The 16,086-nt window shown below is 64.2% G+C and carries 14 protein-coding genes and 3 pseudogenes; 11 read left to right on the top strand and 6 right to left on the bottom strand.

From position 1 onward, the window contains the following. Positions 1–2: 2 nt before the first annotated feature. From AC1RLZ_RS21220 to AC1RLZ_RS21190, 7 genes and pseudogenes are all read left to right on the top strand, one after another. Positions 3–194, top strand: coding sequence for a hypothetical protein (locus tag AC1RLZ_RS21220; RefSeq protein WP_371425771.1), 192 nt, complete (start codon positions 3–5; stop codon positions 192–194). A gap of 120 nt (positions 195–314) precedes the next feature. Further along, complete coding sequence (locus tag AC1RLZ_RS21215; protein WP_493190256.1) at positions 315–671, top strand: hypothetical protein; 357 nt, start codon at positions 315–317, stop codon at positions 669–671. A 97-nt stretch (positions 672–768) separates the two neighbouring features. Next, entirely contained in the window at positions 769–1,173 is a 405-nt protein-coding gene (locus tag AC1RLZ_RS21210) for a FixH family protein (protein WP_371425775.1), read from the top strand. Positions 1,174–1,277: 104 nt separating this feature from the next. Beyond that, the gene (locus AC1RLZ_RS21205; RefSeq protein WP_493190255.1) at positions 1,278–2,414 is read left to right on the top strand and encodes a TolC family protein; all 1,137 of its coding nucleotides are present in this window, start codon (positions 1,278–1,280) and stop codon (positions 2,412–2,414) included. Further along, positions 2,411–3,856 carry an efflux RND transporter periplasmic adaptor subunit gene (locus tag AC1RLZ_RS21200; protein WP_371425779.1) on the top strand — a complete coding sequence of 482 codons (1,446 nt, stop codon included), beginning with the start codon at positions 2,411–2,413 and terminating at the stop codon, positions 3,854–3,856. The genes AC1RLZ_RS21205 and AC1RLZ_RS21200 overlap by 4 nt, the downstream gene beginning before the upstream one ends. Then, the gene (locus AC1RLZ_RS21195) at positions 3,853–7,050 is read left to right on the top strand and encodes an efflux RND transporter permease subunit (protein ID WP_371425781.1); all 3,198 of its coding nucleotides are present in this window, start codon (positions 3,853–3,855) and stop codon (positions 7,048–7,050) included. Before AC1RLZ_RS21200 ends, AC1RLZ_RS21195 begins: the two co-directional genes overlap by 4 nt. Positions 7,051–7,128: 78 nt before the next feature. After that, positions 7,129–7,259, top strand: a pseudogene (locus tag AC1RLZ_RS21190) (MFS transporter); the annotation flags it as partial. Between the two features lie 160 nt (positions 7,260–7,419). Here AC1RLZ_RS21190 and AC1RLZ_RS21185 read toward each other — a convergent pair. The 3 genes from AC1RLZ_RS21185 to AC1RLZ_RS21175 form a co-directional block, all read right to left on the bottom strand. Beyond that, positions 7,420–7,737, bottom strand: a complete 318-nt coding sequence (locus AC1RLZ_RS21185) for a zinc ribbon domain-containing protein (RefSeq protein WP_371425783.1) — start codon at positions 7,735–7,737, stop codon at positions 7,420–7,422. A 69-nt stretch (positions 7,738–7,806) separates the two neighbouring features. Further along, positions 7,807–8,232: a type II TA system antitoxin MqsA family protein gene (locus tag AC1RLZ_RS21180; RefSeq protein WP_493190254.1), complete on the bottom strand. Its 426-nt coding sequence runs from the start codon at positions 8,230–8,232 to the stop codon at positions 7,807–7,809. A gap of 2 nt (positions 8,233–8,234) precedes the next feature. Continuing rightward, complete coding sequence (locus AC1RLZ_RS21175) at positions 8,235–8,543, bottom strand: type II toxin-antitoxin system MqsR family toxin (protein WP_371425787.1); 309 nt, start codon at positions 8,541–8,543, stop codon at positions 8,235–8,237. A 365-nt stretch (positions 8,544–8,908) separates the two neighbouring features. Between AC1RLZ_RS21175 and AC1RLZ_RS21170 the strand changes: the two are divergent. Then, positions 8,909–9,970, top strand: a pseudogene (locus AC1RLZ_RS21170) (PAS domain-containing protein); the annotation flags it as partial. Positions 9,971–10,003: 33 nt separating this feature from the next. Here the strand turns inward: AC1RLZ_RS21170 and AC1RLZ_RS21165 are convergent. Genes AC1RLZ_RS21165 through AC1RLZ_RS21155 form a run of 3 tightly spaced genes read right to left on the bottom strand, consistent with a single transcriptional unit; the run spans position 10,004 to position 12,228 of the window. After that, positions 10,004–11,254 (bottom strand): APC family permease, encoded by a 1,251-nt coding sequence (locus AC1RLZ_RS21165; protein WP_371425789.1) that lies wholly within the window; start codon positions 11,252–11,254, stop codon positions 10,004–10,006. Next, entirely contained in the window at positions 11,251–11,838 is a 588-nt protein-coding gene (locus tag AC1RLZ_RS21160) for a cytochrome b (RefSeq protein WP_371425791.1), read from the bottom strand. Before AC1RLZ_RS21160 ends, AC1RLZ_RS21165 begins: the two co-directional genes overlap by 4 nt. A gap of 36 nt (positions 11,839–11,874) precedes the next feature. After that, positions 11,875–12,228, bottom strand: a complete 354-nt coding sequence (locus tag AC1RLZ_RS21155) for a Spy/CpxP family protein refolding chaperone (protein ID WP_371425792.1) — start codon at positions 12,226–12,228, stop codon at positions 11,875–11,877. A gap of 242 nt (positions 12,229–12,470) precedes the next feature. Between AC1RLZ_RS21155 and AC1RLZ_RS21150 the strand changes: the two genes are divergently transcribed. From AC1RLZ_RS21150 to AC1RLZ_RS21140, 3 genes and pseudogenes are all read left to right on the top strand, one after another. Beyond that, a complete protein-coding gene (locus tag AC1RLZ_RS21150; RefSeq protein ID WP_371425794.1) occupies positions 12,471–13,166 on the top strand; it encodes a VIT1/CCC1 transporter family protein in 696 nt (231 codons plus the stop codon). Positions 13,167–13,402: 236 nt separating this feature from the next. Further along, positions 13,403–14,380, top strand: a complete 978-nt coding sequence (gene mbfA / locus AC1RLZ_RS21145; protein ID WP_371425796.1) for an iron exporter MbfA — start codon at positions 13,403–13,405, stop codon at positions 14,378–14,380. A 54-nt stretch (positions 14,381–14,434) separates the two neighbouring features. After that, positions 14,435–16,018: pseudogene (locus AC1RLZ_RS21140) on the top strand (peroxidase family protein); the annotation flags it as partial. Between the last annotated feature and the right edge of the window lie 68 nt (positions 16,019–16,086).

Genomic DNA, 16,086 nt, shown 5'->3' with positions numbered 1-16,086 from the left:
CAATGGTAGAGGTCGAGAATGCGGAGCATGTGATCGCAAACGCGATCTATGGTGCCTTCAGAAATCATCCCGCGAAAGACGAAAGACAAGCCAGGCTGGACGTTCTCAGTCCGGACACCTGCGTGAAGCTTGCAAAGGCAGTTCTGCTCGACCTGAAGGCTAAAAGGTTGAAGATCTTACCCGACAACGACTGAGCCTAACAATCGACCAAATCCATTCGGATTAATTCGTATAGACGGATCGCCGCCGTCGGCTGGCGAACTTGTGAATTGTCGCCTCTTCACATGCGACCCCTTCCATGTGATCGTTCCCTCATGAATCTGCGCCGTATCATCGGACGTATGCTCGCGGTCTTCGTGATCGCAGGGCTGGCGTTTGCGCCCTTGGCCAGCCCAGCGGCGGCAAAACGCGTGGCTGCGGCGGGGATGACCGATATGTCGGCCACGTCGGCAGACATGCCGTGCTGCCCGGACGAACAGAAGTCCGACGGCTGCAAGGACTGCCCCTTGCTCGCGATGTGCATGCTCACGATCGCACAGGCCGAGCCTGCGACGGTGAACGGCATCGGAATCTTCTTCGGGATCCGGCGGCTGGCTTTCGCGTTTGTGGACGTCGCGGCCGATCAGCTTGTCGGCGATCCTCCGGACCATCCTCCCCGAACCTTGTCCTGATCGGCGTTTAGACGCCGTCTGCCACCGCTGCGGCCCGAAGCCGCGCGGATAGAAGCATGCCGCCTTGGCGGTAAATCGGGACAACGAGGATTTCACAATGAAGAACTACAACGCTACGCGCGCCCTACGGGCCGCGGCTATCGGCATTGCCGTGGTCGCTGCCGGCACGTCCGCCCGCGCCGACGTCAAGGACTACGAATTCCAGCTGGTAGACAAGACCGTCAAGAAAGGCGAGGCGGTCATCTCGGTGCGCCTCGTCCACAAGCCGGACGGCAAACCGGTGCCGGACGCCGTGATCTTCGCCAAGCGGCTGGACATGGCTCCGGATGGCATGGAGTCGATGAAGACCACCATCGATGCGATGCCGAGCACGGAGCCGGGGGTCTACAAGTTCAAGGCCGCCGTGACGATGGAGGGCGGCTGGCAGTTGTCGCTGGGGGCCAAGGTCCAGGGAGAGACCGGGACGGTCGAGAGCAAGCTCGTCCTCAAGGCGACGCCGTGACACGGACGGTCTTCGTCGCGCGACTTGCAGCAGTCGGAGCGGCCACGGCATTGCTGTGGTCGTCTCCTGCCGCGGCTGCCGACAGGAACGAACTCGGAGCGACGGTGGAGAGCGTCGTCGCGTTCGCGCGGCGTCTCAATCCGACCGTCGCCGCCGCGTCGCTCGATTTCGACGCGGCGACGCACCGCATCGGGACGGCGGGTGTCATGGCCGACCCGACACTGATCCTGGAGGCATGGGACGTCGGTCGTCAGGGCGTCGGACAGCGCCGCATCGGCTTCGACCAGGAGATCAAGCTCTGGGGCAAATACGGCCTGGAGCGTGAGATCGCGCGCTCGGACGCCGACGCGGCGAAATTCCAGGGACGCGCGACCGTCGTCGAACTGGTCGCGCAGGTCGTGGCCGCGCACGGCGACTACAATGCCGCCTATGAGGCGATCGGAATCGCGACCGACATCAAGCGCCGCTACGACGAGATCCTCGGCCTGCTGCGCTCGCGGTACGGCACCACGTCGGTCGATCAGCAGGATGTCATCAAGGCCGACATCGAGGCGGCCACCGCCGAGGGAGATCTCGTTCGGCGGCAGGGCGAACTGAAGTCGGCCGCCGCACGCCTCAACGCCCTGATCGGCCGCCCGTCGATGGCGCCCTTGGCGGCGCCGACCGGCTTCCGGACCTTGAAGGCGATCGGCCTCCCGCAGGCGCAGGCGCTCGGGCGGTCGGCTAACCCGATGCTGGCGCTCGCCGGCGCCCAGAGCAGTTCGGCGGCCCAGACGAAATCTTTGACCGATCTGAACTACTACCCGGACGTCAACGTCGGCGCGAAGTACGTGCAGCGTCCAGGCACGGAGGACACCGGCGAGTTCACGCTCGGGGTCAAGCTGCCGCTGCACTACGACGTCAAGGATGCCGAGCAGCGCGCGGCTGGCGCGCGTCTCGGCGCCGCACAGGCCCGCAGCGAGGCGCTGCGGCTCCGGATCGACGGGCAGATCGCAGATGTCTGGTTCGGCGTCGACGCGCTGCGCAAGGTCGTCCAGATCTACGCGTCCCGCCAACTGCCGCCGGCGCGTTCCTCGGTAGACAACTCCAGGAACGGCTTCCAGGCCGGCTCGTCCGATCTCTCATCGGTCTTCGAGTCCGAGCGGAGGTACCGCGCGGTCCAACTCGACCTGCTCAAGCTCAAGGTCGATCTGCAATCGAAATACGCCGAACTCGAGCGCCTGGCGGGAGGTTCGCTATGAGGCGTTCATCGAGCATATTTCTGGTCGCTGCAGCGGCATTGGTCGCCGGCGCTGCAGGGCTTGCCGTCGGGCGGTCGAACCATCCGCTGCCGGCGTGGCTGTCCGCCGTGCTCCCCGCGGCGGCCGACCCGGGCCCCGTGCGACCGGCGCCGACCGGACCGATCATCTACTACCGCGCTCCGGACGGTGCGCCGAAGTATTCGCCGGCGCCCGCGAAGACCACTTCGGGCAAGGAATATCTGGCCGTCAAAAGCAGCGAGGACGTGAGCTTCGAGGAGGCGCCGCAGGAGGCGCCGCCGGAGGCGATGGAGGCAAAAGGCGGTCAGCCGGGCCGCATTCGTTTCTACCGAAATCCGATGGGTCTGCCCGATACGTCGCCCACGCCGAAGAAGGATTCGATGGGGATGGACTACCTTCCGGTCTACGAAGGCGAGCAGGACGACGACGCGTCGATCAAGGTCAGCGCGGGAAAGCTGCAGAAAGCGGGCGTCCAGACCGAAACCGCCGAGCTCCGCACCCTCAACACGATGGTCAGGGCACCCGGAACGGTCCAGCAGGACGAGCGGCGCGTGTCGGTCGTGTCGCTCCGGTTCGAAGGCTTCATCGACACTGTCGGAGACGTTACCACCGGCTCGCACGTGCGGAAGGGCCAGCCACTGATGCGCGTCTACGGGCCCAATCTGTCCAGCGCCGCCGCCGAATATCTATCGGCGCTGAACGCCCGCTCCGATGTGGGCATCAACGGCCAGGCATTGAAGGGCGCGCGCCGGCGCCTGGAAAATCTTGGCGCGCCCGATGGCTTCATCGCGGACATCGAGCGCACTCGCGAGATTCCCGTCTATCTGAACTGGCCCGCGCCGCAGGACGGCGAGATCGTTGAGCGGACCGCCGTCAACGGGATGCGGGCCGCCCCGGGCGACATCCTGTTCCGGATCGTCGACCGAGGCGTGGTCTGGGTGATGGTCGACGTCGCGGAGCGCGATCTGGCGCTGCTGGAGGTCGGTCAGAAAGTCGTCGTTCGGCCCCGGGCGTATCCGGACCGCCCGTTCACGGGAAAGATCGCGGTGATCTATCCAAACCTCAGAGCCGAGACCCGTACCGCGCGGATCAGGGTCGAACTTCCCAATCCGGACGACGTTTTGCGGCCGGACATGTACGCGGACGTCGAGATCGCCACGGGGACCGAAGCTCCCGTCGTGACGGTTTCGAGCAGCGCCGTGATCGACAGCGGCGAGCGACAGCTGGTGCTTCTGGACAAAGGCGACGGCCGGTTCGAACCGCGCGCGGTCAAGCTCGGACGTCGCGGAGACGGCCGGGTCGAGATCAAGGAGGGGCTCGCCGGGAACGACAAGGTCGTCGTCTCCGCGAACTTCCTGATCGACGCCGAAAGCAACCTGAAGGCCGCGCTCAAGGGCCTCGATACCGGGGAGAAACCCCAATGATCGCGCGCCTCATCGACTGGTCGGCCCGCAACCTGATGCTGATCCTGATCGGAACGGTCTTCGTCGTCGCCGGCGGTCTCTATGCCGTGCAGCACTCCGCGCTGGACGCCATCCCCGACCTCTCCGACACCCAGGTGATCGTCTATACCGAGTACAAGGGCCAGGCGCCGCAGGTGATCGAGGACCAGGTGACCTATCCTTTGACGACGGCCATGCTGACGGTGCCGAAATCGAAGGTCGTTCGCGGCTTCTCGTTCTTCGGCGTCTCGTTCGTCTACATCATCTTCGAAGACGGCACCGACATCTATTGGGCGCGCTCGCGTGTCTTGGAATACCTAAATGCCGCGGCACGCAAGCTTCCCGCCGGCGTCACGCCGACATTGGGCCCCGACGCCACCGGGGTCGGCTGGGTCTATCAATACGCGCTGCAGTCCAAGGACAAGTCGCTGGCGGACCTGCGGTCCATCCAGGACTGGACCATCCGCTACGGCATCTCCAAGGCGGAGGGCGTGGCCGAGGTCGCCAGCGTCGGCGGCTTCGTCAAGCAGTACAACATCGTGGTCGATCCGAACCGGCTGAGGTCGCTCGACATCCCGCTGGCCAAGGTGCGGGACGCGGTGCGCGGCAGCAACATGGACGTCGGTGGGCGCACCGTGGAGCTCTCGGAATTCGAGTTCATCGTGCGGGGCAGAGGCTACGTCAAAAGCCTGTCCGATCTGTCGAACATCGTGCTCAAGGTCGACAAGGGCGCCCCTGTGCTGTTGAAGGACGTCGCGCGGATCGAGCTTGGTCCTGACGAGCGGCGGGGAATCACCGAACTCAACGGGGAAGGCGAGGTCGCCAGCGGTATTGCCTTGCAGAGGTTCGGGCAGAACGCGCTCGACGTCATCGACAACGTGAAGTCGCGGCTGGCCGAGATGGCGTCGGCGCTGCCCAAGGGCGTCGAGATCATACCAGTCTACGACCGCTCCGACCTGATCCATAGCGCCATCGAGACGTTGAAGCGCACGTTGACCGAGGAGAGCATCGTCGTCGCCCTGGTTTGCATCGTCTTCCTGCTGCATGTGCGCAGCGCGCTCGTCGCCATCGTCATGCTGCCGGTCGGGATCCTGATGGCGTTCGGCGCCATGAAGCTGCTCGGGATCGGCTCCAACATCATGAGCCTGGGCGGCATCGCGATCGCGATCGGCGCGATGATCGACGGCGCAATCGTCATGATCGAGAACGCCCATAAGCATCTCGAGAGGGCTCCGCCGGACAAGCCGCGTCTCGAGGTCCTGATCGAGGCCGCGAGCGAGGTCGGCCCGGCGTTGTTCTTCAGCCTGCTGATCATCACGGTGTCGTTCCTGCCGATCTTCACGATGGAGTCTCAGGAAGGGCGTCTGTTCAGCCCGCTGGCGTTCACCAAGACATTCTCCATGGCGGCGGCGGCGATCCTGTCGATCACCTTGGTGCCGGCGCTGATGGTGCTGTTCGTGCGCGGCCGGATCGTTCCGGAGCACAGGAATCCTATCAACCGCTTCCTGATCTGGGTCTACCGTCCCCTCATTCGCGGCGTACTGAAGGCCAAGACCTTGACGATCCTGCTGGCGATCGCCGCCTTGGCCGTCAGCCTTTGGCCGGCGCGCCAGCTAGGGACGGAGTTCATGCCGAGCCTGAATGAAGGCACGCTGATGTACATGCCGACGACGTTGCCGGGCCTGTCCGTGACCAAGGCGGCCGAGATCCTGCAGACGCAGAACAGGATCATCAAGACGTTTCCCGAAGTGGCGTCGGTGTACGGCAAAGCCGGCCGCGCCGAGACCGCGACCGATCCGGCGCCGACCGAGATGTTCGAGACGATCGTCAATCTCAAGCCCAAGGAGCAGTGGCGGGCAAGGATGACCGTCGACGGCCTGATCGCCGATCTCGACAAGGCGTTGCAGTTTCCAGGCGTCTCGAACGCCTGGACCATGCCGATCAAGGCCCGTACCGACATGCTCGCGACCGGCATCCGCACGCCGATCGGCATCAAGGTGCTGGGGACCGACCTGGTGGAAATGGAGAAGCTGGCCCGTCAGATCGAGACCGTGGTCAAGGCCGTCCCCGGCACGTCGAGCGCCTACGCGGAGCGCGTCATCGGCGGCTACTACCTGGACGTCGTACCCGACCGGGAAGCTCTCGCACGCTACGGCCTGATGGTCAGCGACGTGCAGGACACGGTGTCGTCGGCCCTGGGCGGTGAGACGATCACCACGACCGTCGAAGGTCGGGAGCGCTACGGCGTCAATCTGCGCTACCCGCGCGATCTGCGCAGCGACCCGCAGTCGATCGCCCGGGATGTGTTGGTCGGGCTACCGGGCGGGGGCACCGTCCCCCTGGGCGAGGTCGCCGCGATCAAGCTGACGCGGGGACCCACGTCGATCCGGACCGAAAACGGCCAACTCGCTGTCTATATCTTCGTCGACATCCGGGACCGCGATCTCGGCGGCTATGTCGCCGACGCCAAGGCTGCCGTGGCCGCCAGCGTGCAGTTTCCGCCAGGAAACTACGTCGTCTGGAGCGGCCAGTTCGAATATCTGGAACGTGCGACCGCGCGGCTGAAGATCGTCGTGCCCGTCACGCTGCTGATCATCTTCCTGCTGCTGTATTTGAACTTCCGACGCCTGACCGAGACGTTGATCGTGATGCTATCGCTGCCGTTTGCCCTCGTCGGCGGACTGTGGCTGATGTGGTTGCTCGGCTTCAATTTCTCCGTCGCCGTGGCCGTCGGCTTCATCGCGCTGGCCGGCGTGGCCGCGGAGACCGGCGTCATCATGCTGATCTATCTCGATCACGCAATGAAGGAGATCCAGGCTGCCCGTGCGGCGGAAGATAGGCCGTTCACGCGTTCCGACCTGAACGCGGCCATCATGCTGGGCGCGGTCGAACGGGTCCGTCCGAAGATGATGACCGTCGTGGCCATCATGGCCGGCCTGATCCCGATCCTGTGGAGCACCGGCACGGGGTCGGAAGTCATGCAGCGCATCGCGGTGCCGATGATCGGTGGCATGATCTCATCGACGATCCTGACGCTGATCGTCATTCCGGCCGTCTACGCGCTGATCAAAGGATTCAGGCTGCCCCGAGGCCCGGGAGCCGAGGTCCCGGAGGCGCTGCCCAACGGCGCGGCCAGCGAAGATAATCGGTCCGACCGGCCACAGGCGGCCGAATGATGCTTCGCCGGCCCACCGTCCGCTTTCTCCGGATTCAGTATTTTGGCGGCCGCCTGTAACCGGTTTACCAGCGGCCTAGCGTTGCTGGGGCGCATATTCGGAGACCAGGCTCGCCGACCGGTCACCGGCATAACTCTTCTTGTAGGATTCGCCAGCACGATCGGGTGTCCTCTGATCACCGTGGCGTCGCTACGATCGGTTGGCGTGGCTAATGCCTCGCATGGGCCGCCGCGCACATCGTGATCGGCCTGTCCCTCAACCTGGCACGAAAGGTTAGGTGCCGTATCCAGGAATCTCGATACTTTTGTTCGCGAAGATAATTACGGCTATTCGGATTTCCGTGTGGAATCCTGGTTCGGGCCGACGCGGCTAGGCCGCTTCGGACACCGCGGTTCCGGGACGACGCACGGGCCACTGCCCCACGTTGACGTCCCCAGGCGGCCTGCCCCGCCTGTGGGCCGACATGGCCCGATCCAGTATCTTCTTCGCCGCGTTGACGTCGCGATCAATCGTCGCGCCGCACGCGCAGCGGTGCATCCGCTCCGCCAACGTCTTCACGACCTTCGATCCGCAGGACGAACAGTCCTGCGACGTGTTGCGGGGATCCACCTTCACCACCATCCCACCGGCTCGTTCGGCCTTGTACGATAGCAATTGGATCAACCGTCCCGGTGCAGCATCCTGCATCGAAATGCGTTGTTGGCGTCATTATCGATCTTCATTCCACGCCGCGCGACCGGTTTCATCGCGGAGCGCTTAAGACGCCTTGAGTTCTTTGATCATTTCGGGATGACGATTGAGAAGCGTGATCAGTTGGACGGTCGGCCCGCTCGGCTCGATCAATCCGCGTTCGTACTTGTCGAACGCCTTCGGCCCGACGCGGAAGACCGCGCCGGCCCGGCGCTGCGAGAGTCCCAACTTGGTCCGGAATTTGCGGATCGTCTCGGGCGTCGGGATGCCATCGACCTGCTCCTTGAGAACCCGGAGGGCGAGATCAACGACGCTCATGTCGCCGCCGACGTGCACGCCGTCGCCGCCGTTCTTCGGATAGTAGCCGGGCAGCTTCACGACGACGCTCTTGCCTTTGTATGCCACCTTGAACGGACGCGTGCCTCGGCTCAGCGCCTCGCCGGTCTCCGGAGAGGGCATCGTCCTGGGAAGAGTTGCCGCTTTCGGCGCCATGATTACTTCTCCTTGAAGGATACGACGGTGAACGCCGTCACCACGTTCGACTGAAACTTGACGTACAGGACCAGTCCGTCGTCGGCAGGAACGTGGTAGACGTCCTGCCAGACTTTATGGTCCGCCTTCGTCGTCATCGATTTTAGAAACATCTTCCGCTCGATGCTTGCCACGATCAAAGAGACCGCTTGACGGTCGAAGCCGAGGGCGGCCGCGTCCTGCAACGCGCTCGTCGTCATCGCCAGCGTTCTCGCCGACCCCATGACCGCCTTGATCTCAGCCAGATCGTAGGTCGGCTTCCGCTTGTCCATGGACTAATACTTGCCACCATAAAGGTGGCACGTCAAGATCGTCGAGCATCGGCCGTTGGGTGGGGTGGCCGCCATTGCGGCGGTCCGGAACGCCGCATCGGCCCGAGCCGCACTGCTTGGGCGAGCAGGCCTCCCGAAAGCATGGTCGCGGCGGACACCAGCGACGTCGGGCCGCCTGTCCGCCCAGCCGAGCCTACCCGACCCGAACTGGATACGCGTAGGACGCCACCGAAATAGCGAAGACCGTCCGCCATTCAGGTTTAACCTTCGTCGCTCTCGCGGATGCGCATTGAGGCGGACTTTTCGGGCGCCCGTTGCTAGACCGTGCATCGGCGGGATCACCGCCTCAACCGGGCGGGGAAATCGTGGACAAGGATCTGTCGGCGTCCGAACAAGAACTTAGGGACCGCGAAAACGAACTCCGGGAAGTGCAGCGGATCGCGATGGTCGGCGGCGTTGTCGTCGACCTGCGCGACGGGTTCAAGAACCGCCGTTCTCCGGAGTATCTAGCCATTCACGGATTGCCGCCGGAGGCCGCCAACGAGACCCATGAAGATTGGGTCGCGAGGTTGCATCCGGACGATCGCGAGCGGGCGGAACGACAGTTCCTCGAGCTTTTGAAAAGCGGCGCAGACCGCTATTCGTCCGAGTACCGCATCGTTCGCCCGAGCGACGGCGAGGTCCGCTGGATCGTGGCCGCCGCCCGGATCGAGCGGGACGCCGACGGCCAGCCGCTGCGGATGATTGGCGCGCACATCGACATCACGGAGCGCGCCCTTGCCAGAGAGGCGCTGCGGGAGAGCGAGGAGCGTTTCCGCCTGATCGCGGACAGCGCTCCGGTTCCCATGTGGGTCACCCGCCTCGACCGCACCCGATCGTTCGCCAACAAGGCCTACCTGGAATTTCTAGGTCTGGGCTACGAAGAAGCCCTGGCCTTCGACTGGCGGACCATCCTTCACCCCGACGACGCGGCCCGCGTGGTCCGGGAGAGCGTAGCAGGCGAAGCGTCGTTGAAGCCGTTCGTCCTCGAAAGCCGTTACCGACGATCGGACGGGCTCTGGCGTTGGGTCCGGTCTGAGTCTCAGCCCCGCTGGGATCCGGCGGGCAGGCTCATCGGCTTCATCGGGGTCGCCCACGACATCACGATCGCTAAGGAGGCGGAGCTCGAGCTGCGCGTGCTCAACGAGACTCTCGAACGCCGGATCGAGGAGCGGACCGCGCAACTGCATGCGAACGAGGCCCACCTGCGTGCGATCCTGGAGACCACGAACCAGTATCAGGCCCTGATCGGTCTCGATGGCAGGCTGGTCTTCGCCAACGCGGTCGCTCTGTCCGGCGTGGATGCGGAGGCGAAGGATGTGCTGGGTCTGCCCTTCTGGGAGACGGCGTGGTTCGCCGCGACGCCGGGAATGCCTGAAAGGATCAGGGTCCACACTCGCTTTTAAATGACCCGTTCCGAATTATTGGAACGCGTCGGCCACCAACAACGTCGCTGTGGTCAGCAACCCCATGACCGGCGCCCAGCGTGGGCAGCGGAAGCTGCCGGCCGGCGCCGGATCGCCGCGCCAGTGCATCTTAATCAGCGCGGCATTGACCACCGCGAAGATCAGCAGCGTCAGGCGCGAGGTCAGATCGGCGAGGCCGACCAGCGGCACCGCCAGCGCCAGCAGCAGAATGACGGCGACGCCGACCAGTGTGGCCGCGACCGGCGTGTGGGTCACGGGATGGATGCAGGCGAGGACGCGCGGCAAGCTGCCCTGTTCGGCAAGGCCGAACAGCACGCGGCCGATCATGATGACGTGGACGATAATGCCGTTAAGCGTCGCCACCACGGCGATCGCGCTCATGGTGATCAGTGGCAGGCCGGTGAGGCGCGCGAACACCAGCGCCAGCGGTGCCGGCGATTGCGCCAGCGTTGCGGGCGGCACCGCGATCACGGCGATCCACACTACCAGCGCATAGATCAGCGCAGTGAGGCCGAGGGTGATGAACAGAGCGCGCGGCAGCGTGCGGTTGGGCTGCTGCATCTCCTCGGACACGTTGACGAGATGCTCGAAGCCGATGAAGGCGAAAACCGCGATCAGCGAGGTACCGGCAACACCGCTCCAGGCACCGACTTCGCGCAAGGTCGGCAACATTTCCGGCAGCCGCAGGATCACCTCATCGCCGAGCGTCAGCCCGGCGCCGATGATCAGCACCAGCCCGCCGATCTCGACCACCGTCATCACACCGGCGAGCGATACCGATTGCACGGTGGCGAGGCAGCCGACCGCCCCCATATTGAGCACCACGACAGCGATGATCCAGCCCGGCGGCAGCGGCACGAACACGCCGATATAGCCTGCGCTGCCGGCGCTGATGGTGGCGGCCGACACCACTGCGGCCGCGACTACCAGGAGACCGACGGCGAGACTGAACCAATCGCGTCTGAAGGCCGCCTGCACATAGGCCGCCTCGCTGGCACTGACCGGCATGCGGGTGCCGAGTTCGGCGAAGGACGCGGCGGTGAAGGACATCACCAGCGCGGCACCGATGAAGGCCAGCGGCGCATGCATGCCGCTGCGGCCAGCGGCGACACCGACCAGCACATAGATGCCCGCACCAATGGTGACGCCGAGACCGTAAAGCACCGCATGGGTCAGTGTCAGTGCCTTCAACAGCCGTGGCGAGCCCGGCGCGGTGACCGTCGCGTCGGCGGGGTGAACGCTCACAACCCGTCTGCCGCGCGCGACGTGTCCGTTGTGGCGGCGGGCGCCGGCAGCATGCGCCGCAGGGTTCTATCATGCAAAACACAGTGATGCAGCAGCGCGGCCGCCGCATACAGCGCGGCCGCGGCTATCAGCGCATGCGCCATCAGTTCGTGAACCTCTTTCAGCGTGTGCGCCAGCGGTCGGTCTGCCGCCCAGGGCGAGGCGATCTGAGCCAGGTCGAGCAGCGGCAGACTGCCGCCGCGCGCGAACTGCACGGCGATGCCGACCAGCGGCACCGTGATCAGGAGGCCATACAACGCGACCTGCGTCAGCGCGGCCGCCCGCAGACGGCGCGAGGTGGCCGTAGTGACGATTGACGACGTCGGCGGCGCGTCGACGCGCCAGCCGAGCCGCTCCACGGTCAGAAGCAGCACCAGCATTCCGGCGGTGATGTGCAGCGACAGGCCCAAAGCTTGCGACGACTTGCCGGGCAGATCATCGCCGAACACACCGAGCAGCCAGGCGAAGGAGACCAGCAGCACCGTGATCCAGAGCGGCGACTGCACGATGAAACCGTAACGCAGCGACGAATTGAGCAAAACCATGGGGCGTCTCCGGTCGTGACGGTAAGCGTTGCAGATCTACCAGCGCCATCCCCTGCGGGCCGGGCCGAGCGCTTCCAGCTGCGCCTTCTGGCGCTCATTGAGCGCCGCATAGAACTGATCGTAGCTCGGCTGCATTAGCGCCACGGCTTCCGCGAGGCCTTCGAGCCGGCGCTCCATGCGATCGAGTTGGGTGGCGGTGGTCAACTGGCCGGAGTCGGCACAGCCGGCGGCGATGGCCTGTTTGGCTTGCAGCGAGACATCGGCCAATTGCCGCAGCAATAGAGCCTGGCCGTCATTGGGCTGCAGGAGCCGGCTGATCCAGGCGATCCGCCATTCGACCAGGCCGATGGCGAGCGGCGAGCACAGCCGTCGCACTCCGCCGGGCCCCATTGCGCCGGGCCCGTTTAGTGCGCCGGGAATCAGCACGCTTTGGGCTGGAGCCGCCGAGCTGAACGCCATCGACAGGACGAGGATTGCAATCAGGCGTATAAAAAACGGGCATGGGTGACCTCCGTCGGACCCCCGCCTAGCACCGCTCCCCACATACCAAGTTGACGCACATCAATTGGGATGGGGCGCAACGTGACCACGCTGCGCCGCCGTCATCGCGCGGCGACCACCGAGGAGATTCCATGCGCAGTGTTCACGTCGAACGTCACCTGACGGCCCGGATCGGCTGGCTGCGCGCCGCCGTGCTCGGCGCCAATGACGGCATCATCTCCACCGCAAGCCTGATCGTCGGCGTGGCCTCAGCGCACGCCACCACCAGCAACGTGCTGCTCACCGGCATCGCCGGGCTGGTGGCCGGCGCGATGTCGATGGCCGCAGGCGAATATGTGTCGGTGAGTTCGCAGTCGGACACCGAACACGCCGATCTCGCCCGCGAGCGAAAGGAGCTGGCCAGCGACCCGGTGTTCGAGCGAGAGGAACTGGCGCAACTCTATCTCGCGCGCGGCGTCGAGACCGGTCTGGCCCGCGAGGTCGCCGCGCAATTGATGGCGAAGGATGCGCTCGGCGCCCATGCGCGCGATGAACTCGGCATTTCGGAAATCACCACGGCGCGTCCGGTGCAAGCTGCGATGGCCTCGGCGGCAACGTTCACCGTCGGCGCAGCGGCGCCGCTGTTGCTGGTGCTGGTGGCGCCCGCGACTCATCTGGTCGCGATCGTGTCCGCCGGAGCCTTGCTGTTCTTGTGCGTGCTTGGCGCCATCGGTGCCAAAGCGGGCGGCGCCGGTCTGCTGCGCCCGACCTTGCGGGTGGCATTCTGGGGCAGCTTCGCCATGGCTATTACGGCCGCCATCGGCGCGGCATTCGGCACCGTGGTGTGAGCCACAAACTGCGGCGCATAGAGTGGTGGGGCGCGAGCGATTGAAGCGCGGGCGACCTCCAGAGTTCCTCATAGCTTTCTTCTCGGAAGAGGGAAGGCAGAGAATTCTCTAGCAAATTGAGGGTCTTCGAACGCTTCGTCTCGGCCTAACTGCCTTTTCCCTAGGCCTTGCAGTCGTAGACGTTTCGGCCTAAACATTTTTAGAATTATTCTAAGAACGATTCTAAAGAGGTTTCTATGTTGCTCAGCCTACCCTCCCGGCGCCGCTTTTCCGATTTGTCTGAACCCGAGGTGCTGGCCCTTGCAATCTCGTCCGAGGAAGACGACGCCCGGATCTACGCGACCTATGCCGAGCAATTGCGCGACGCCTATCCCGCTACGGCAACGATGTTCGACGAGATGTCGAGCGAAGAGGACGGTCACCGGCAGTTGCTGATCGACAGTTTTCGTCGCCGCTTTGGCAAGGTGATTCCCTTGATCCGACGCGAGCACGTGGCCGGGTACTATTCGCGGCGCCCGATCTGGCTGGTGCAAAATCTCGGTCTCGCACGCATCCGGTCGGAAGCGGCGCGCATGGAGGACGATGCGGCGGAGTTCTATGTTCGGGCGGCTCAGGCAAGCAGCGATCCGAGTACCCGCAAACTGCTCGGCGACCTGGCCGCTGCGGAGCGCAAGCACGAACACCGGGCCGCAAGCCTCAAAGACGAAGCGCTAAGTGATGGCGCGGGTGATGAAGAGGACGACAAGGCCAAGCGACAATTCATCCTGACCTGGGTGCAGCCTGGACTTGCCGGGCTGATGGATGGATCGGTATCGACACTGGCGCCCATCTTCGCCACGGCTTTCGCGACACAATCAACCTCCACGACGTTCACAGTCGCGCTTGCTGCCTCTGTCGGGGCTGGCATCTCCATGGGATTCACCGAAGCCGCCCACGACGATGGCGTGATCTCGGGGCGAGGGTCGCCACTCAAGCGTGGCCTTGCATCCGGAATGATGACCGCGATCGGTGGTCTCGGTCATGCGTTGCCGTATCTCATTCCGGAATTCTGGACGGCGACGGCGCTCGCCGGCGTTGTGGTGTTCGTCGAGCTTTGGGCGATCGCCTGGATCCAGAACCGTTACATGGAAACGCCGTTCGTGCGCGCTGCGCTCCAGATCGTGGTCGGGGGAGCCTTGGTGCTGGCCGCCGGCATCCTCATCGGTGGCAGTTAGTTTTTAGCCCCTTTCGACGACAGACCCCGTTTTTGACCAGCGAAGGACATCACGATGCTCAAGCTTCAAAATGACAAGACCAACACCGCGACCCATGAGATGACAGGCAAGTGCCCGTTCGGTGGCGATCGCATCGGCGGCTCCCTTGGGTCACCCCCGACGCTGTCGGACTGGTATCCAAACCGCCTGAAAGTTGAAATTCTCCATCAGAACGGGCCACAGGCCAATCCGCTCCGTGATCTCGACTATTCAGAAGCCTTCAACGCGATCGATTACGATGCGCTGAAGCGCGATATAAAACAGTTCCTCACGACGTCAGTTAAGTGGTGGCCGTCGGACTATGGAAATTACGGCCCGCAAATGATCCGCATGGCTTGGCATGCGGCCGGCACATACCGCATTGCGGACGGGAGGGGCGGGGCCGGCGAGGCACTGCAGCGTTTTGCGCCGGTGAGCAGCTGGTGGGACAACGGCAACACGGACAAATCGCGGCGCCTCATCTGGCCAATCAAGAAGAAGTACGGCAGCGCGCTATCTTGGGGAGACCTGATGGTGCTCACCGGAACCTGCGCGCTAGAGATAATGGGTTTCCCAACTTATGGCTTTGCAGGTGGTCGACGCGACGCATGGGAAGCCGACAATGCCACCTACTGGGGTCCGGAGGTCTGGGATCCGAAGGAATTCAAGTCTTCGGACAGCATGGTGACGCGGGACAAGCGTTGGCGCGGCAAGAATGGCGATGCCGATTACGACCTCGAAAATCCGCTCGCCGCCACTCATCAAGCGCTCATCTACGTGAATCCGGAAGGACCCTACGCCAACGGCGATCCGATGGGCTCGGCGCGCGACATCCGAATAGCCTTCACCCGCATGGCGATGAACGACGAAGAAACAGTCGCCCTTATCGCTGGTGGACACGCCTTCGGTAAAAGCCATGGCATGGTCGCTGCCGACAAGGTCGGGCCGCCGCCCGAAATGGCGCCGATCGAGGCCATGGGCCTTGGCTGGCAGAATCCGGATGGCACTGGCTTCGCCGAATACACGATGACCAACGGCATCGAAGGTAGCTGGACGCCGGATCCGACGCAGTGGGACAACAGCTACCTGGAAAATCTCTTCAAATTCAAATGGGTGCAGACCAAGAGCCCAGCGGGCGCACTGCAATGGACGCCCAGCGACCCGAATGCTCCCAAGACTCCTGACGCCCACATCCCCGGCAAGATGAATCCGCTGATGATGATGACCAGCGACATCGCGCTGATCACTGATCTTGACTACCGCCGAATCTGCGAGAAATTCCTCAGCGATTTTGATGCCTTCACCCAGGCGTTTTCGAAAGCTTGGTACAAGCTCACGCATCGCGACATGGGGCCGCGGGAACGCTATCTGGGTCCAGAAAAGCGCATCGAGAACGAACTGCTATGGCAAGACCCGATCCCGCCGCGCCAGCACGACGTGATCGGTGAGGCGGACATCAATATCCTGAAAGGGCTGATCATCGCGACAGGGCTGTCTGGATCGGATCTGGTGTTCACCGCGTTCTCGGCCGCTGCCACCTACCGCAACAGCGACAAGCGCGGCGGCGCCAACGGCGCGCGGTTGGCGCTGGCTCCGCAGAAGGACTGGGCAGTCAATCGGCCCTTTAATTGCGATCTGTTGTCAAGCGCCCTTTAACCCGCCCTCAGCAAAACTTTAGCGCTCGCCCC

The sequence above is a fragment of the Tardiphaga sp. GW822-FHT04G09 genome (assembly GCF_058800725.1).
Note: the sequence above shows the minus strand (reverse complement) of the source record. Positions and strands in the feature narration are given on the sequence as shown.